We start from the raw sequence: 17596 nt of genomic DNA on the forward strand, positions 1-17596 counted from the left end.
AAAATGACCGCTTCATCGCATCTGTTGCAATGAATATCAAATTTATTGTTGAAAAAACGTGTCACATAACGAGTTTTAAAAACTTGTTGTGTGACACGTCTTTTATTTTAGGGATAGATTAAATTTATCATTTTAAATGGTTTGCTGGAATAATCCGTGATTGGAACAATAGAAATATAGTTTGCCGTGCCCGAATTTATGAAATCTAAATTGCAGATTCCATTCGGGATATTGTTTCACGATAAAAACTTTATCACCTGTAACATAGGCGACAAATGCAATATAATGTTCTTTTATCATCTCATGAGAGGCAGAGATATAGAGCTCATCCTCTATAGGTTCTATTGCTAATCGATGTTTTTCATCGGTTTTAACTGCGGTTAATGGTTCCAGCTTTTTCCCGCAGCAGGAGATGTTGGCCTCGCCCGTCGCAGTCATGAGATTTTGACATTGCGGGCAGACGTAAAATTTTATCTTTTTCATATTTCCTCCAATGGTTTCGTTTAATTCAATGCTGCCGGATAAGAGATATTCAATCGGAACGCCAAGGTTTTGCGATAATTCTGGGAGTAAGGATACATCGGGGCAGCCAAGTCCCCGTTCCCATTTGCTGATTGTTTTATCGCTGATATTCATTAAATCAGCAAGGTCTTTTTGTGTCATGGATTTTTCTTTTCGCAGCTGGTAGATTAATCTGCCGATTTTTTCGCAATTCATCTGTATCACCTCACAAATTCATTGTAGGATATTTTGCAGTTAAGAACAATAAACGAACCGTAGAGTTAGATGGCGGTAAAATAATAAAGTTTATTTTTATAGTTTGTACGCGCTGGTATATTTCAATAACAAAAAAAGGGCGCTTGTCAGATCTTTAGGATTTGACAAGCGCCCTTCTTTTTTATGTGAATTTATATATTTTTTAATAAAGAACTGGCAATTCCGATGTATTGTGCAGGCGTTAAAGCCAGTAAACGTTTTTTGTCCGCTGCTGGAAGATCTACGCTTTCGATAAAGGCCTTGAGATCTTCTTCTGCGATGCCTTTCCCGCGTGTGATTGCTTTTAATTGATCGTAGGAATTGGCATGTCCGTTTTTACGCATGACAGTTTGTACTGCTTCAGATAGAACTTCCCACGCATGGTCTAAGTCGGCAGCAAGGGATTCTTTATTTACTACTGTCTTTTTCAAACCTTTTAATGCGTAAGTAATGGCAAGATAGGAATGTGCGATACCTGTACCGATATTGCGTTGTGCCGAGGAATCGCTAAGGTCACGTTGCAAACGGGAGATCGGCAATTTATTTGCTAAATGATCCAATACGGCATTGCTCAGACCGAGATTTGCTTCTGAATTTTCAAAGTCAATTGGATTTACTTTGTGTGGCATTGTGGAAGAACCTACTTCACCAGCAATTGCTTTTTGCTTAAAGTAACCAAGTGAAATATAAAGCCACATATCACGATCGAAATCTAGAAGAATATTGTTAAAACGCGCAAGTATATGGAATGTTTCAGCAACATAATCATGCGATTCAATCTGTGTAGTTAATGGGTTGTAAGTTAAGCCAAGACCTTCTACAAAAGAACGAGAGGTTGCTTGCCAATCTACTTCTGGATAGGCAATGCTATGGGCATTAAAATTGCCGACAGCACCGTTGAATTTGCCTAGATATTCTTGTGCACGAAGTTGTTTTAGCTGACGATTCCAGCGATAGATAAATACAGCCAGTTCTTTTCCAACTGTTGTAGGCGATGCAGCCTGTCCGTGGGTATGTGCGAGCATGGGAATGTCTTGTTCTTCTTTTGCCATTGTTGTAACCGTTTGAATCAAGTTTTCCATAGCTGGAAGCCAAACATCCTCAATCCCGTGTTTTAGCATGAGCGCATAGGAAAGATTGTTAATGTCTTCTGATGTACAAGAAAAATGAATAAATTCTAATACGTCAGATAATGACATGCTGCCTAAAGTTTCGCGCAGATAATATTCGATTGCTTTTACGTCATGATTGGTTGTGCGTTCAATTTCTTTAATGCGCAATGCTGCAGCTTCATCAAAATTTTTCACAATATCGCGTAAAAATGTAATTTCTTCTGGAGTAAAGGAACGAATTTCAGAGAAAGCAGAGTTGTTTGCCATCGCGATTAGCCATTCTACTTCTACGTGGATCCGATATTTTATTAAAGCCCATTCTGAAAAATAGTCGCCTAAAGGTGCCGTAATGTGTCCATAGCGTCCTTCTAGCGGCGTAAGTGATTTAATGCTCATTTTTATACCTCATCATTCTTTCAAAATTAACAGCATCAATGAAATTGCCATCAAAAATATATGATTATTATACTACATTACAGCCTTACAATGCCACGCTATAAAATAAATTATCTAAAAACAAAGAAAAATGAGAATAGGAAGTCTGTTTGTTCAAAGATTCTAGAAAGAAGTCTCGTTTAAAAATGCTTGAGATTTGTTAATATGCGATTTAAGGTTTGTAGGTTAAGTGACCCGGTGCCAAGGCTGACACCTAAGATAACAAAACAGAGGGCGGCTAGATAGTTCCATTCTAATGGTTCATTTAAGAAAAATGCAGATGCAAAGACACCGGCGACAGGAATTCCATTTTGGAAAAGGGACGATTTGGAGGCACCGATGCGCTGTATACCCATATTCCACCACAAAGCGCCTAAAGCGGTGTTTACTAAGCTGGAAAATAAGAGTACGCTAAGTGGATACATATCAAATGCGCCTTCATAAATCCAAATAGGATTTACAAAACAGCCAAATATAATTAGGGCCAACGTGGCAACCGCGTGCGTATATGCGGTTACGATTAATGGGGCAACATTCGCAGTACTTTTTTTTACGAATAAGGAGCCAATAACCGCCGTGAGCATGGCTAGAAACATAACAAAGTCACCGAATAGAGTAGCCGTACCTTGAATTTTGCCAGATACTACGAGTATAACACCGCTGAAACCAAAGCAAATGCCCAGCCCTTTAAACCATGTTAGAGGTTCAGCGGCTAGGCGGCTTGCCAAAAGTGCTGTTAGAAGAGGGTTCAGACCTAGAATGAGAGCAGCATGAGTTCCGCTGGTCAAGGCAATGCCAGAAGATAGTGTTATATGATGAAGAAATATTGCAAATAGGGAAACGCCAAGCATGGGGAATAAAGCAGATTGTGGTGGCCTTTGGAATCCGTATTTGGAAATGACGATAGGCAGTAAAAGGCAGGTAGCTAAAAAAAGACGGATAGGTGCGAGTGACAATGGTGGGAAAAATGTAGTCAGGTATTTTATCATTACGACATTGATTCCCCAAAGGATAACGACGAATACTAACAATCCTGAGGTAGAACAATACTTTCGTGCAGGCTTAGACAACGCGGCAAAAAGTATCATGAACTTTTGTACATAACTAGATTTTTCACGCATACAATCTTTTCTCATGTATACACCTCTCTACAATAGGATTAAGTTGCTGTATTAAGAGTAAGCATGATACTATTGTAAGAAATGATATGGTGTTTTTCATGAACAATCTTGTGAAAATATAGCATAATCTTGTTGAGGTGAAGCATATGGATATTGAGCAAGTCGGTCAGAGATGTAGGTTTAGCCGCTCAGATTTTCCTGTGGATATCCATCGCAGTGAGCATCATAGAATAGGAACTGTCATTGAATGTCATTGGCATGAAAACTTTGAAATTCTGTACTTTGAGAAAGGCGCAGCAACGGTCTATTGCAATTCTCAGCCAATTCAGGTTGAGACGGGAGATTTGATTATTATAAACAGTAATGATTTACATTACTGTGAAAGCCGTTCTGAGCATCTAATTTATTATGTTGTTGAATTTGATCTTACCTTTATTCAGAGTAATCAAATTGATTTATGCCAGCTCAAGTACATGGTACCTTTAGTGCAAAATAGATTTCTTTTTCGTAATCAGATCGAAAAGGACAGCAGCTTGCGAGAAGAAATTCTGCAGCTTATATCCGAGTATTATAGAAAAGAATTTGGCTATGAATTATCTGTAAAATCTTATATTTATCGTGTTTTAGTGCTATTACTTCGTTATTATAAAGAACAAACGATAAGTGAAGCGGCAAAAAAACATCAACGCAGAACGCTAGCTTGTCTTGCACCGGTGTTAGAATACATGGAAGCTCATTATACAGAGAAACTCACGCTCGATGCGCTTTCTTCAGCCGCGCATATGAGTTCTTATTATTTTTGCAGATTATTTAAAAGTTTTACCGGAAAATCGCCTACTGCGTATATTACACATCTTCGTTTGAACAAAGCTGCAGTTCTCTTACAGGAAAATAAACTAAATATCACAGAAGTAGCATTAACAGTGGGGTTTAGTGATAGTAACTATTTTAGTCGTCAATTCAAAAAATATAAAAAGGTAGCACCTTCTAAGTTACAGAAGTAGGTTGAACAGTAAAAATTGGTATTGCAGATTGGGGAATGGGCAAGCTTTTATGAAAAAGAAAATCGTTCGGTGGTTGAGAAGCTGCGTGATTATCATTGTCACGTCAGCTTTTTTTACGCTTGAAAATTCAAATTACTACGAGTTTGTTGCAGTTTTTTTTGTCATAACGGCTGCTTATAGCGTAAGAAAAATATCTTAGTGATGGATTTATATTTAAATAAAATATTAAATTCGGTTGATTTTATCAGCAAAAAATAGTATTGTTAAATAAATGATAGAAATGTTTTAGTACATGTTAAATAAATAAAAATTATGTTAATTCATGTATAATTAGCATGTTTAGAAGCGTAGCGATTTATTCACAAATTCGATGGGAAGAGGAGTATTTAGCAAACGTGATTGAACACAAAGAACACGAAGTACACAACGGGTAGATCATACTGATTCCTTTGCGTCGAGTTGTAGCTTTGTGTTTTTTTATGAGGATGTATAGTTAAAAGAATAATAGAATATGCTTATGGAAACAATGGAGAACAAAGCTTTATGATAATGACTGGTGTCATTCCAGTTTTATAGAAATATGCTGGCGCACAGCCTATGGGCAGTGTAGGGGGGAGGGGATTCATTATGTTAGAGGAGTTTGGCAGTGTTGGATTGTTATTGTTGATTGCCTTTGCGTTTCCGTTATTGGCATTAGGAACGGCATTTATCATTCGACCACATCCTCGAAATCAAGATATTGAAAAATCTTTACCGTATGAGTGTGGCGTTGATACGGTCGGCGAAACTTGGGTTCAGTTTAGAGCAAGTTATTTTTTGTATGCTTTGGTTTTTATTGCTTTTGATATTGAGACTGTATTCTTGTATCTATGGGCGATTCAGTTTAAGCAGCTTGGGACGTTTGCCTTTATTGAGATGTTTATTTTCCTCAGTATCTTATTGGTGGGCTTAGGATATGCATGGAAGAAAGGGGCCTTGGAATGGAAGTGAATCATTTACAGAAGCAAGAAGACAATGCCTTGCTTCAGAAAAATATTATTTTAACCAGCGTTGATACTGTATTAAAGTGGGCGCGCAGTAATTCTTTATGGCCTTTATCTTCAGGGCTTGCTTGTTGTGCGATCGAAATGATGTCCGCTGCCGCTGCTAGATTTGATTTATCAAGGTTTGGTTATGAAGTCTTTCGTGCTTCACCCAGACAGGCAGATTTGCTTATTGTGGCTGGTACTTTAACTTGGACAATGGCTGGTCCACTCAAACGTTTGTATGCACAGATGCCAGAGCCGAAATATGTGATTGCAATGGGGAGCTGTGCAAATTCCGGAGGTCCTTTTGCGGATTCTTACTCCGTTGTTCCCGGTGTGGATCAGATCTTACCGGTGGATGTATATATTCCTGGCTGTCCGCCGCGTCCGGAGGCCTTAATTCATGGGATGCTGGAGTTGAAGCGGAAAATTAACAATCCTGAAGTTGCGAGGAAAGAAGTATGAGCAGTCGAGATGCGATACAGCTATTAGAAGAATTACAGGCACGGTATTCGGATGTTGCGAAAATCGTGGGGGAAGGAACTCAGCAAGTTTTACTTGTTGAAGCCGGCGGGATGCTGGAGTTGTTTGAGGAACTTAAAACAAATGAGAGCTATCAATTCAACATGTTACGTAATCTAACCGCGGTGGACTACACTGACTATCTAGAAATGGTATATCATTTCTATTCTTTTCCAAATCGGCGGGCGATTACAGTGAAAGTGCGTTGTGATATACAAGATCCGCAGGTTTCATCTGTCACAGCGATTTGGCCTTCGGCGGATTTTCAAGAACGGGAAATCTATGATCTACTTGGCGTCCAGTTTCAAGGGCATCCTGATTTAAGACGTATTTTGCTGCCGGAGGATTTTTCAGGACATCCGTTGCGGAAAACGTATGAGATGAAAAATACAAGGGAAAAGAGGTAGTCTATGCATGGTAAAGACAGAAACCTATACGCTGAATATGGGACCACAGCATCCGAGTACGCACGGTGTTTTACAAGTTGTATTAGAACTTGATGGAGAACGGGTGGTACAAGCGATGCCGCATATGGGATATTTGCATCGCGGGATCGAAAAGTTGGCTGAGAGTCGAACCTATGCGCAGTTTATTCCCTATACCGATCGTTTAGATTATGTTTCTTCTATGGGCAATAATTTAGGTTATTGTCAAACGGTAGAAAAGTTGATGGAGATTGTAGTTCCAGAACGTGCGGAGTATCTTAGAATTATGATGACGGAGCTGAATCGTATTGCGAGTCATTTGATTTTTATGGGGTCGCTGGCAATGGATTTGGGGGCTTCAACCGGTATGATGTTCGGCTTTCGCACGCGAGAGCGAATTTTGGATTTGTTTGATATGGTTTGCGGTGCCAGACAGACTTATAGTTACATACGATTTGGCGGTGTTTCAGCGGATCTTCCATCCGCGTTTATCCCTGCATTGAAAGAATTTTTGGCGGATTTTCCTGCGATGCTTGAAGAATATCACAATTTGTTGACTGGCAACGAGATTTTTTATCATCGATTAAAAAATACGGGAATAATTTCTGGGCAGAGAGCACTAGAAATAGGTTTAACTGGACCTGTTTTGCGTGCATCCGGCATTGCCTATGATATTCGCAAAGCCGAGCCATATGGTGTGTATGATCGATTTGATTTTACAGTACCTTTGGGCAAAGTTGGAGATTGCTGGGATCGATATATTGTGCGTATGGAAGAAATGCAGCAAAGTTCTGAGATTGTACGGCAAGCGCTGGAACAAATGCCTGAGGGGGAAATCATGGCGAAGATTCCCAAGATAGTAAAACCGCCAGTTGGCGAAATGTATCATTCCATTGAAAATCCACGCGGTGAGCTGGGGTATTATATTGTAAGCAATGGTTCAACCAAACCTTACCGCCTCCATGTGCGGCGTCCTTCTTTTATCAATTTGCAGGTGTTGAATGAAGCTTGTCAAGGTTTGCTGATCGGTGATGTTGTAGCTGTACTGGCGACGTTGGACTCGTTGATGGGAGAAGTGGATTGTTAATGCTAGGCGAGGGGGTGTAAAACATGCAAGAAATTATGGGATTATTGCAAATTTCCATTGTCTTAAGAGGTGCTTTGGCACATTTCATTTCTAACCCGCAGGCATTGGAGCTTTGTATCAATTTAATCCAGGTCGGTGCGATTTTTATGATGATTTCTTTAGCCGCTGTAGTACTTGTTTATACGGAGCGAAAGGTAAGCGCTTTTGTGCAGCGGCGTTCCGGCCCTAATCGTGTTGGCCCGGGAGGCACGCTGCAGTCCGTTGCTGATATGGTTAAGCTTATGGCGAAGGAAGATATTATACCGCTTGGTACGGATAAATGGATGTGGATGCTGGCGCCTATTTTATTGTTTATTCCTGCAGCGGCAGCGTTTGTTGTAGTGCCATTCGATCATAAAGCAATTTTTGCAGATTTAAATATTGGTATTTTTTATTTTATGGCGATATCTGCGCAATCTGTTTTACCGTTTTTGATGGCGGGGTGGGCGTCTAATAACAAATATTCTCTGGTAGGTGGCATGCGAACGGTTGCCCAGATGCTTAGCTATGAGGTTCCGATGGTGCTTTCGATTTTAGGAATTGTGATGCTCACAGGTTCCATGCGTATGAGTACCATTGTGGTGATGCAGCAGCAAGTGTGGTTTATTGTTTTGCAGCCGCTTGCGTTTGTCATTTATGTAATTACGGCAACGGCAGAAATTAATCGTGCGCCGTTTGACTTGGTTGAAGGAGAGTCAGAATTGGTTGCAGGACCATTTACGGAATATACAGGTATGCGCTGGGCATTGTTTTTTTTAGCTGAGTACGCAAATTTACTGGCTGTGTCGGCGATTGCCACTACGTTGTTTTTGGGCGGGTGGAACGGACCGTGGCTGCCTGGCTGGGTATGGTTTTTCCTTAAAGTAGGCGGGATGATTTTTCTGTTTATGTGGTTTCGCTGGACGTTTCCTCGGCTGCGGATTGATCAGCTGATGTCGTTTGGCTGGAAGATATTACTTCCTTTGGCATTGGTCAATCTCATTGCTACGGGTATTGGTATCTATGTGTTCGATTTTTTCAGTTAGGAGGAATGCAGTATGCTGGGTAAAGGTTTGCTAAAAGGGATGCGTGTTACTTTAAAAACTTTTTTTCATAAAAAAGAAACCTTGCAATATCCTGAAAAAAAATTAACCATGCCTGAGCGATTTCGTGGTGGTGAACTAAATTTAAATCATAAGAAATGCATTGCCTGTGGTCTTTGTGCAATGACATGCCCGAATCATGTTATCGCGCTGACGACAGAAATGAATGAGAATAAAAAAAGATTTTTAAAAACTTATGTGTATCATTCGGGTTTGTGCTTATACTGTAATTTTTGTGTTGAAGCATGTCCTACCAACGCAATTTCTTGGGATAAGAATTATGAGAACTCCACATACTTCCGAGATGCGTTAGATATTGATTGTTTAGCGATTGCCAAACAGAGAGATATGCAGGAAAATGAGACGGAGCAAGGGAGGGATGGGAATGCATGAACTTGCCTACACAGCTGCATTTTTTATCTTTGCGGTGCTTACAGTAGCATCAGCAGTCGGCGTTGTGGCAAAAAGTGATCTTGTACATAGTGCATTATTACTGGCGTTGTGCTTTGTTGGTGTAAGCGGGTTATATGTGTTGTTGCAGGCTGATTTTTTGGCTGCAGTCCAGATCTTAATTTATAATGGGGCGATTGCGATTGTTTTTGTGCTTGGAACGATGTTGACACGGCGTAGCAGTCGACATGGAACCAATGATACGGATGAGAATGTTCCATCAAAGTGGGTTACGGCAGTCAGCGGATTATTTGTTCTCGTTGTCTTGGGGGTGATTGCTACAACCCCATGGCGGTATTCTGTGGTGGAGGCGGTGCAAGATACGCCGTCACTTCTTGCACAATTGATACTTACCGATTATATGGTGGTCATGGAAGCCGCTGCAGTGCTTTTACTGGCAGCGATGATTGGTGCAATTGTGTTGGCAAAGGGAGTGGAAGAATGATTGGTTTGACGCATTTTTTAACAGTTGCGGCGATGGTGTTTGTGATCGGTTTATATGGAGCATTGACGAAGCGAACCATTATTGGAATTTTGATGAGTATTGAGTTGATGTTGAATGCTGTTAATATCAACTTGATCGCTTTCTCGCGCTTTATTACACCGGAAGTTTTAACAGGACAAATCTTTGCGATTTTTACAATCACGGTTGCGGCGGCCGAAGTAGCCGTTGGCTTGGCCATGGTTTTTCGCATATATCATGATCGAAATACTGTGCATGCTGCTCGACTGAATAAAATGCACTGGTAAGATTTGATCGAGAGAGTAGGTGAGAATTTTGTTTAGCCAATACGCATTGCAACATGCTTGGTTGATTCCGTTGATGCCAGCGGTGGCTTTCATTCTGGTTGGTGTTTTTCTGCGTCGTTTTGCTGCGACTTCGGCAGTGATTTCTATTGGATTGAGTTTTTTAAGTTTTGTTTTGGCACTCGGTGTTGGCATTGGAATTATAGAAAGCAATATTACGGTGGATGCTCCATTGATTCAAAAAATACCTTGGGTTTCAATTACGGGATTTTCTGCCGAGATGGGTGTATATCTAGATCCGATCTCTGCGATGATGCTATTTGTCGTCACGCTGATTACGCTATTGGTACAAATCTATTCCGTTGGCTATATGCGCGGCGATGATGGATTTGGACGTTTTTTTGCGTATCTATCTTTATTCTCTGCAGCTATGCTGGGGTTGGTTCTCGCAGTTAACTTTATGCAATTGTTTGTTTTTTGGGAATTAGTTGGTCTGTGTTCCTACCTTTTAATTGGGTACTATTTTCATAAAATTTCCGCACGGGAAGCGGCTAAAAAAGCGTTTTTTACAACACGTGTGGGTGATTTTGGATTATTGATTGGAATTTTACTTTTGCAGAGTTTGTTTGGTACATTGGATTTTAGAGAATTGGCAATTGTAGTGCCTGGATACGCTTGGCAATATGGTACAGGTTTCCTCACAGCCGTGGCAATTCTCTTGTTTCTTGGTGCAGTTGGAAAATCGGGACAGTTTCCGCTGCATGTATGGCTGCCGGATGCGATGGAAGGACCCACACCTGTGTCGGCGCTGATTCATGCGGCAACGATGGTCGTTGCCGGGGTGTATTTGATCGCTAGGAGTTTCTTTTTATTCAGTATTTTACCGAATGCATTGGAGATCATCGCTTGGATTGGGGCGTTTACTGCTTGTTTTGCTGCCAGTATTGCAATTACACAAAGAGAGCTGAAACGTATTTTGGCATATTCTACAATCAGTCAGTTGGGATATATGATGCTAGCACTTGGGGTAGGCAGTGTCACAGCGTCGATGTTTCATTTGATGACACATGCATTCTTCAAGGCCTCGTTATTTTTAACGGCTGGTGTGGTTTTACATGCTTTGCCGGATAAATCCGATATTTTTACAATGGGTGGATTACGTCATAAGATGCCGCTTGCATTTGTCGCAATGACGATTGGTGTTCTCGCGATATCCGGTATTTGGCCGTTTGCGGGTTTCTTTTCAAAAGATGAAATTTTGCTGGCCGCTTCTCAAGTGAGTATGCCGCTATACAGTCTCGCCATGCTGACTTCTTTTATGACGGCTTTTTATATGGCAAGGTTGCTGATCGTTGTATTTTGCGGTCCGGAAAAGATGGAGCATCAACCGCATGCTGTGCCAATTTCTATGCAAGTCTCGATCATCGTACTTAGTATTTTTTCTGTTGTAGGAGGCTATATACCGTATGTAAATCATTTTGGTGAATGGGTTCGATTTGGGTTGAGCACACATGCAGCTATCAATTGGAGTATTGCAATCGTCTCAATGGGCGTATCAATCGCGGCGATTTGTCTGGCTTGGCTGATCTATGGCACGGAGAAAGTTTCAGCGGATCAATTGATTAGACGGTTTCGTCTGTTATACAAACTAAGTTTTCACAAATATTATATCGATGAACTTTATCTATGGATGAAGCGTACGTTTGTCGATGGCTTGGGAAGATTTTTGTATTGGCTGGAACTGCACTTTGTAGAAGGGATTGTCAATGAAATTGCGCGTTTACCCGTACAGGTTGGTGATTTAGTACGCAAAGGACAGTCCGGTAATTTGCAGCGTTACAGCTTGGTTATGTTTAGTGCACTGCTCATTATTATAGCGGGGCTGGTATTTGGCGATCCGCTATGGAAGTTGATCTTAGCAGGGGGTGATTTTTAAAATGTCCGAATTTCCATTGTTGACAACAATTTTACTCACACCTGTTTTGGGAATCTTGATTTTATCTTGTATGCCTCGGGCGGCAGATCAAATGATTAAGATGATTTCTGCGATCACAATGTTGATTACGCTTGCTTTAACAATGTATGCCTATGGTGCGTATGATGTTAGTTTAGGCGGCATGCAGTATAAGGAAAATGTTGTTTGGGTTCCTGATTTGGGCGTGTCTTATGCACTGGGAGTGGATGGCATTTCATTACCGCTTCTGTTGCTTACGGTTCTTGTAGGTTTTTCGGCAGTTTTTGTTTCATGGAAAGTTGAGAAACGTTCCAAAGAATTTTTTATTCAATTGCTGCTGTTAGTTGTTGGCGCGATTGGAACATTTGTCGCGCAGGATCTGTTTATCTTTTTATTATTTTATGAAGTAGGGATCATTCCGAGTTATATTATGATGGTGGTTTGGGGATCTGCTAAGCGTGTGCGTAAAGAATACGCAGCAATGAAATTGGTGATTTATTTATTGTTAGGTTCGGCCTTTATGCTCGCTGGCGTGATTGCCTTATATATCAATGCTTTTCCGGCAGGCATGCGAACCTTTAGTCTGCAAGTTTTAGCGCAGGCGCAGGCATTTGGACATTTATCGGAATCGGTTCAAATTATCGCATTTTTCTTATTGCTCTTAGGGTTTGGTTCAACATTGGCGATGTGGCCATTTTATAGCTGGGCGCCTGACGGTTATGCAGCGGCACCGACTGGTGTAGCGATGCTTCATGCCGGTGTATTAAAGAAAATTGGCGCTTATGGTTTGATTCGTATCGGAATGGTGATTTTACCATTGGGTGCTAAGTTTTGGGCGCCGATGATTGCATTTGTTGCAGTAATCAATATTTTGTATGGGGCATTTCTTGCACTGGTTCAGAAAGATTTAAAATATATGGTGAGTTATTCCTCTATTTCTCATATTGGATATATCTTAGTCGGCTTTGCAGCGTTGAATATCATCAGTATGAATGGTGCGATTGCCAATATGTTTGCACACGGGATCATGAGTGCTTTATTCTTTGCTATGATTGGCTTAGTCCATGAAAAAACCAGTACAAGACAGATTTCTGAACTTGGCGGGTTAGCGCATCAGATGCCGCGTGTAGCAATTGGGTTTATGTTAGCCGGAATGAGCGCACTCGGGCTTCCGGGATTGGTAGGATTTATTCCGGAATTTATAAGTTTTGTTGGCGCATTTAAAGTTTATCCATGGCATACGCTTTTGGCTGTATCGGGGATTATCTTCACAGCACTTTATGTGTTGCGTATGTTGGCAAATATCTTGTTTGGTCCAAGACGGAGAGAGTTCGATGCTTGCCGTGATGCATCCGGTGTTGAATTGGTACCGCTTACTGTATTAGGAGCTGTTTTGGTCGTTGCAGGTGTTTTTCCGCAGCTATTAATGGGCATGGTCAATAGTGGAGTGGAACCGATGATGTCGGTCTTTGTGAATTTACCGATCACGCCAACTTTGTTGGGAGGTGTGTTTAAATGAATATTGAATTATTAGCAGTTGAAATAGCCGTTGTTGTTCTCGCGTTAGCGCTGATCATGTTTGATTTATTGCTGCCGCGGCAAGAGAATCGCCGCAGTTTAGGATGTTTTACGGTTTGCGGATTAATCGGGATTTTGCTTTATAGTTTTCAGCAGTATGGAATTTCGGATACTGTATATCGTGAATTTTTTGTGGTGGATAGTTTTGCTGTATTTTTTAAACAGGTATTTCTTGTTGGAACGATATTGACGGTGGCATTCTCCTTTGATACCGTAGAAAAATTCACAAAAAATATAGGCGAATTTTATGCATTGCTATTGTTTGGTCTGGCAGGGATGATGGTCATGGTATCTGCAAATGACCTGCTTACTGTATTTATTGGTCTTGAATTAATGTCAATTGCTTTTTACAGCTTGGTGGGATTTCATTTGAAAAGTGTGAAATCAAGCGAAGCAGGGATTAAGTATTTGATTCTTGGGGCTACAGCAAGTGCTGTTTTTTTGTATGGTGTGAGTTGGGTATATGGGTTTAGCGGAAGTATTTTATTTGGTCAGCTTGCGCTGCAACTGAATGATAGTCCGGCGGTACTTTTAGGGGTAGGTTTGATACTTGCTGGATTATGTTTTAAAATATCCGTTGTCCCTTTTCATATGTGGGCGCCCGATGTCTATGAAGGAGCGCCGATTTCTGTTACGGCTATGCTGGCAATGGCATCAAAGGCAGCTGGCTTTGCAGTTGTAGTGCGGGTCTTTTTGGTGGCTTTTATCCCTTTGCAAATGTATTGGCAGCCAGTCATCAGTATTTTGGCTGGATTAAGTATGCTTGTTGGAATTGTAGGTGCGATTTGGCAAAAAAATATGAAGCGTATGTTAGCGTATTCTTCAATCGCACAAGCCGGATATATCTTAGCTGGCTTGGTAGCTGCTGACGGGGCTGGCGCTAAAGGAATGCTGGTATATATTGTTTTATATATGGCAGCCAATGTGGGTGCTTTTGCTGTAATTGCCGCTGTATATAATCAATGTGGTGCAGATGAAATTGAGGATTTTTCCGGACTTTCGCAAACATCACCATTTCTCGCAGTTGTGATGACAGTATCTTTGTTATCTATGGCAGGGCTGCCACCCTTAGCAGGGTTTGTTGGAAAGCTGTATATTTTTACTGCGATTGCGGATAAAGGATATTTTTGGCTTGCCGTATTAGGCTTAGTGTTTTCTATGATTTCAGTGTATTACTATATGCTGGTGGTCAAGACGATGTATGGGAAAGAGGCAAAAGAAACGCAGGTTGGTTTTCATGCTGATGGAACATTGCGCATTGTAGCGTTATTCAGTCTGGTTGCAACTTTATTTATCGGAATTTATCCGAGACTGTTGGCGGAGCTGGCAAATGCGGCAGTTCAGGCGCTTTATTGAAAGAAGAAATAAAGAAAATATCGACCTGCCATAATCTATAAGTTGGTCGCTTGAGCAAACAGATTTCTTGATGCAAGTCGATATTTTTTATTAGATGATTTATACAACGGTGAGAGCAAAAACAATAAAATAGTTGTGAATTCTTCTAATTGTCTGAATTGTTTTAAAATTATAAAATAATAATATAAGGTGGTTATTTTATTATTTTTAAAAAGGAGGAAAATACCGAGTTTTATCCTAATATGTCGCAGTTTTTACGAGGAGGATTATTATGGAAAGCAGTATATTTTTATTAGGGGTATTATTTGCGGCGATTGGACTCATTGTTTTTTTTATTATGAAAGCCAGACTGCACGCTTTTTTATCGTTGATTATTGCTTGTATGTTTGTAGGGATAGCTACAGGGATGCCACTCGTTAAAATAAGTGCTTCAATTGAAGCGGGGATGGCGAGTACTCTTGGTTTTTTGGCTACGATTTTGGGACTTGGTACGATTCTGGGAAAAATGTTAGAGATTTCTGGCGGAGCTGAGCGTTTAGCCAGAACGATGATTGATATTTTAGGTAAGAAAAATGCACAGTGGGCGATGATGATTGTGGCCTTCGTAGCGGGAATACCAGTATTCTTTCAAGTTGGCTTCGTATTGTTAATTCCGTTGGTTTTCAGTGTTGCATTGGAAACAGGATTGTCTCTGGTGGCGATCGGTGTTCCAATGGCAGCTACGCTGATGACGGTGCACTGTATGATTCCACCGCATCCTGCAGCGATGGCGATTGCCGTATCATTGAATGCAGATGTCGGTCGCGTTATTATGTATGGTTTATTGATTGGTTTCCCGGCAGCGGCCATCGGTGGTCCTATTTTTATTAATCTTTTGCGTTATAAAGCTGAGTTTAAACCTCCTGCTCATTTAGCGAAAAGTGAACGTACGCCGGATGAAAAATTGCCGCCGTTTGGTACTACTTTATTTACGATTTTACTTCCTTTGCTTATCATGGTAGCGAAAACAATTATTGAACTAAATGTACCGAAAGATGCAGCGATTATGCCTTTAATCGCATTTATCGGCAATCCGATTACGGCACTTCTGATTTCAGTGTTTCTATCGTATTGGACGCTTGGCTTTGCGCGTGGTTTCTCGATGAAACAGTTAAGTAGTTTTACAGAACAATGTTTCGGACCGGTTGCAGGCATTCTACTTGTCATTGGTGGGGGTGGTGCCTTTAATAAAGTACTGATTGATAGCGGTTTAGGAAATGAAATTGCAAAAGTTTTAACGAGTCTTGATATGAGTCCGTTGGTGATGGCGTGGCTTGTTGCGATTGTCATGCGTTTTGCTGTTGGATCTGCAACTGTAGCAATGATGACGGCCGCAGGCATTATTATACCGGTATTGCAGGTATATCCTAATTTAGATCCGGCGTTAATTGCGATTGCGATCGGAGCAGGTGCTATTGGGTTTTCTCATGTAAATGATTCGGGATTTTGGATTGTTAAGGAGTATTTCAATATGCCGCTTATGGATATGTTTAAAACGTATACGATGGCAACGACGGTTGCCGCAGTAGTCGGTTTAGCTGGGGTATTGTTACTTTCGAATATGGTTGGATAAGGGAGGTTTTTATGAAGTATTAGTCTTTCAAGATGATTTTACAGAGTACAGCATGATGAAAGAAACGACAGGGGTCGAGTTCTGTGATTTCTTTAAATTTTTTTAGACGAAACAGTAGGGTGTTTCGGTGAATATAGAGATTTTTTGCAGTATCTGTGAGATTTAAGTTATGTTCTAACAAGCAAAGAATGGTTCTTTTTATATCATACTTTTTGGTTAGTCCATTTAAATTTTCCTTTATTTTTAAAATTGGCGAGGTTTCTGTACCATGAATTTGTTCTAATAAATAGGAAACTAAGATATCAAAGTCGTGTATGCTGGAAATGGCATTAGAGGTTTCTTTTGTAAGTGCAAATAAGGCCTCTTGATAAGATTGCGCCAAAGCAGTATAGTGACTGGCTAGACTTCCTACGCCTAAGAAAAGCTGTATTTTATTTTCTGGATTTATAAGACTCAGGATCACTTCTGCCCAGCTTGTATAGGCGGATGGAGCAACGGTGTCAGAAAAATGTTTAAGAATAATTAAGTGCGTTTCTAAAAAAACAACAAAGTCAGCACCCTGTATTTCTGGACAGTTTGTTAATTGTTGCAGCAGCTTGTCTTTCGTGCGATATGCTGCGAGTTCGCTTATACCGAATTGATCAAACGCATACTCCAAAAGGGGTTGTATATCAATCACCAAAACCAACCGTGCTAAGCTTAAATCGTATTTTAATAGTTTTGCAGTCGCAGTCAATTTATCTTGGTTTGTATGTGCATTCTCAGAGAGAAGAAGTGCAGTGAAATTTTCTCTTAAATGAGATTGAGAATGCGCTTCTTCTTGCAATACTTCCTGCTCTATTATTAATTCTGTGATCATTTTTACCATTTGCGCAATGGGTCTTACTTTCTCTGGATGCCCAGATATTCCTACGACGCCAATAATTTTTTGATGCACGATAATCGGCATATTCAGGCCTGGTTTTGTACCGCTGTATTGTTTAAGATTTGCAGGAAAGATTTCAACTGTTTGAGCAGTTTGAATTGCGGTTTGTGCACCTTTGTGGAGGGTATTGATTCTATCGGGTTGACCTGAGGCAAGAATCATTCCTTGGTTGTCCATAATATTAATGTTTTGTTGGGCGATGGGCAAAATGCTGTCGACGATTCTTTGGGCTAAGGTATGTGTTAAAAGCAAAAAAATCACCTCGATTAGTTAAAATGTACAATTAGATTTTATTATATCTCATTATAACAAATTATATGGGCGTACTCATTGGTTATTTTGCATAATATTTATTGGAATCTAAAA

17 protein-coding genes are annotated in these 17596 nt (G+C 40.5%); 13 read left to right on the top strand and 4 right to left on the bottom strand.

All coding sequences use genetic code 11. From position 1 onward, the window contains the following. Nucleotides 1-132 precede the first annotated feature (132 nt). The 3 genes from BN6559_RS12915 to BN6559_RS12925 all read right to left on the bottom strand — a co-directional run bounded on the left by BN6559_RS12915 (nt 133) and on the right by BN6559_RS12925 (nt 3439). Nucleotides 133-717: a helix-turn-helix domain-containing protein gene (locus BN6559_RS12915; protein WP_110955103.1), complete on the bottom strand. Its 585-nt coding sequence runs from the start codon at nt 715-717 to the stop codon at nt 133-135. Between the two features lie 191 nt (nt 718-908). After that, the gene (gene purB / locus BN6559_RS12920) at nt 909-2264 is read right to left on the bottom strand and encodes an adenylosuccinate lyase (RefSeq protein ID WP_110955104.1); all 1356 of its coding nucleotides are present in this window, start codon (nt 2262-2264) and stop codon (nt 909-911) included. Nucleotides 2265-2443: 179 nt separating this feature from the next. Then, the gene (locus BN6559_RS12925; protein ID WP_199883987.1) at nt 2444-3439 is read right to left on the bottom strand and encodes a DMT family transporter; all 996 of its coding nucleotides are present in this window, start codon (nt 3437-3439) and stop codon (nt 2444-2446) included. 131 nt (nt 3440-3570) lie between these two features. Between BN6559_RS12925 and BN6559_RS12930 the strand changes: the two genes are divergently transcribed. The 13 genes from BN6559_RS12930 to BN6559_RS12990 all read left to right on the top strand — a co-directional run bounded on the left by BN6559_RS12930 (nt 3571) and on the right by BN6559_RS12990 (nt 16305). After that, nucleotides 3571-4428: an AraC family transcriptional regulator gene (locus BN6559_RS12930; protein WP_110955105.1), complete on the top strand. Its 858-nt coding sequence runs from the start codon at nt 3571-3573 to the stop codon at nt 4426-4428. A gap of 627 nt (nt 4429-5055) precedes the next feature. Then, complete coding sequence (locus BN6559_RS12935) at nt 5056-5418, top strand: NADH-quinone oxidoreductase subunit A (protein WP_110955106.1); 363 nt, start codon at nt 5056-5058, stop codon at nt 5416-5418. After that, nucleotides 5409-5918, top strand: a complete 510-nt coding sequence (locus BN6559_RS12940) for an NADH-quinone oxidoreductase subunit B (RefSeq protein WP_110955107.1) — start codon at nt 5409-5411, stop codon at nt 5916-5918. The genes BN6559_RS12935 and BN6559_RS12940 overlap by 10 nt, the downstream gene beginning before the upstream one ends. Further along, nucleotides 5915-6382, top strand: coding sequence for an NADH-quinone oxidoreductase subunit C (locus BN6559_RS12945; RefSeq protein WP_110955108.1), 468 nt, complete (start codon nt 5915-5917; stop codon nt 6380-6382). Before BN6559_RS12940 ends, BN6559_RS12945 begins: the two co-directional genes overlap by 4 nt. 7 nt (nt 6383-6389) lie before the next feature. After that, entirely contained in the window at nt 6390-7487 is a 1098-nt protein-coding gene (locus BN6559_RS12950) for an NADH-quinone oxidoreductase subunit D (protein ID WP_110955109.1), read from the top strand. Between the two features lie 23 nt (nt 7488-7510). Further along, complete coding sequence (nuoH, locus tag BN6559_RS12955; RefSeq protein WP_110955110.1) at nt 7511-8551, top strand: NADH-quinone oxidoreductase subunit NuoH; 1041 nt, start codon at nt 7511-7513, stop codon at nt 8549-8551. A 12-nt stretch (nt 8552-8563) separates the two neighbouring features. Then, entirely contained in the window at nt 8564-9001 is a 438-nt protein-coding gene (locus BN6559_RS12960; RefSeq protein ID WP_110955111.1) for a NuoI/complex I 23 kDa subunit family protein, read from the top strand. Further along, the gene (locus BN6559_RS12965; protein WP_110955112.1) at nt 8994-9503 is read left to right on the top strand and encodes an NADH-quinone oxidoreductase subunit J family protein; all 510 of its coding nucleotides are present in this window, start codon (nt 8994-8996) and stop codon (nt 9501-9503) included. The genes BN6559_RS12960 and BN6559_RS12965 overlap by 8 nt, the downstream gene beginning before the upstream one ends. Beyond that, a complete protein-coding gene (gene nuoK, locus BN6559_RS12970) occupies nt 9500-9808 on the top strand; it encodes an NADH-quinone oxidoreductase subunit NuoK (RefSeq protein WP_110955113.1) in 309 nt (102 codons plus the stop codon). Before BN6559_RS12965 ends, nuoK begins: the two co-directional genes overlap by 4 nt. Nucleotides 9809-9836: 28 nt before the next feature. Then, the gene (gene nuoL / locus BN6559_RS12975) at nt 9837-11741 is read left to right on the top strand and encodes an NADH-quinone oxidoreductase subunit L (RefSeq protein ID WP_110955114.1); all 1905 of its coding nucleotides are present in this window, start codon (nt 9837-9839) and stop codon (nt 11739-11741) included. A gap of 1 nt (nt 11742) precedes the next feature. Continuing rightward, nucleotides 11743-13278: a complex I subunit 4 family protein gene (locus BN6559_RS12980; RefSeq protein WP_110955115.1), complete on the top strand. Its 1536-nt coding sequence runs from the start codon at nt 11743-11745 to the stop codon at nt 13276-13278. Beyond that, nucleotides 13275-14693 (top strand): NADH-quinone oxidoreductase subunit N, encoded by a 1419-nt coding sequence (locus BN6559_RS12985; protein ID WP_110955116.1) that lies wholly within the window; start codon nt 13275-13277, stop codon nt 14691-14693. The genes BN6559_RS12980 and BN6559_RS12985 overlap by 4 nt, the downstream gene beginning before the upstream one ends. A gap of 271 nt (nt 14694-14964) precedes the next feature. Then, entirely contained in the window at nt 14965-16305 is a 1341-nt protein-coding gene (locus BN6559_RS12990) for a GntT/GntP/DsdX family permease (protein ID WP_110955117.1), read from the top strand. A 19-nt stretch (nt 16306-16324) separates the two neighbouring features. Here BN6559_RS12990 and BN6559_RS12995 read toward each other — a convergent pair whose 3' ends face one another. Further along, nucleotides 16325-17482 (bottom strand): CdaR family transcriptional regulator, encoded by a 1158-nt coding sequence (locus BN6559_RS12995; protein ID WP_110955118.1) that lies wholly within the window; start codon nt 17480-17482, stop codon nt 16325-16327. Nucleotides 17483-17596: the final 114 nt, after the last annotated feature.

Source organism: Massilibacillus massiliensis, assembly GCF_900086705.1.
Lineage (GTDB): Bacteria > Bacillota > Negativicutes > FLKF01 > FLKF01 > Massilibacillus > Massilibacillus massiliensis.

Bases quoted from the DNA above. Each gene is read 5' to 3' on its own strand.
- BN6559_RS12915 (WP_110955103.1), bottom strand. From the start codon at position 717: ATGAATTGCGAAAAAATCGGCAGATTAATCTACCAGCTGCGAAAAGAA.
- purB (WP_110955104.1), bottom strand. From the start codon at position 2,264: ATGAGCATTAAATCACTTACGCCGCTAGAAGGACGCTATGGACACATT.
- BN6559_RS12925 (WP_199883987.1), bottom strand. From the start codon at position 3,439: ATGAGAAAAGATTGTATGCGTGAAAAATCTAGTTATGTACAAAAGTTC.
- BN6559_RS12930 (WP_110955105.1), top strand. From the start codon at position 3,571: ATGGATATTGAGCAAGTCGGTCAGAGATGTAGGTTTAGCCGCTCAGAT.
- BN6559_RS12935 (WP_110955106.1), top strand. From the start codon at position 5,056: ATGTTAGAGGAGTTTGGCAGTGTTGGATTGTTATTGTTGATTGCCTTT.
- BN6559_RS12940 (WP_110955107.1), top strand. From the start codon at position 5,409: ATGGAAGTGAATCATTTACAGAAGCAAGAAGACAATGCCTTGCTTCAG.
- BN6559_RS12945 (WP_110955108.1), top strand. From the start codon at position 5,915: ATGAGCAGTCGAGATGCGATACAGCTATTAGAAGAATTACAGGCACGG.
- BN6559_RS12950 (WP_110955109.1), top strand. From the start codon at position 6,390: ATGGTAAAGACAGAAACCTATACGCTGAATATGGGACCACAGCATCCG.
- nuoH (WP_110955110.1), top strand. From the start codon at position 7,511: ATGCAAGAAATTATGGGATTATTGCAAATTTCCATTGTCTTAAGAGGT.
- BN6559_RS12960 (WP_110955111.1), top strand. From the start codon at position 8,564: ATGCTGGGTAAAGGTTTGCTAAAAGGGATGCGTGTTACTTTAAAAACT.
- BN6559_RS12965 (WP_110955112.1), top strand. From the start codon at position 8,994: ATGCATGAACTTGCCTACACAGCTGCATTTTTTATCTTTGCGGTGCTT.
- nuoK (WP_110955113.1), top strand. From the start codon at position 9,500: ATGATTGGTTTGACGCATTTTTTAACAGTTGCGGCGATGGTGTTTGTG.
- BN6559_RS12980 (WP_110955115.1), top strand. From the start codon at position 11,743: ATGTCCGAATTTCCATTGTTGACAACAATTTTACTCACACCTGTTTTG.
- BN6559_RS12985 (WP_110955116.1), top strand. From the start codon at position 13,275: ATGAATATTGAATTATTAGCAGTTGAAATAGCCGTTGTTGTTCTCGCG.
- BN6559_RS12990 (WP_110955117.1), top strand. From the start codon at position 14,965: ATGGAAAGCAGTATATTTTTATTAGGGGTATTATTTGCGGCGATTGGA.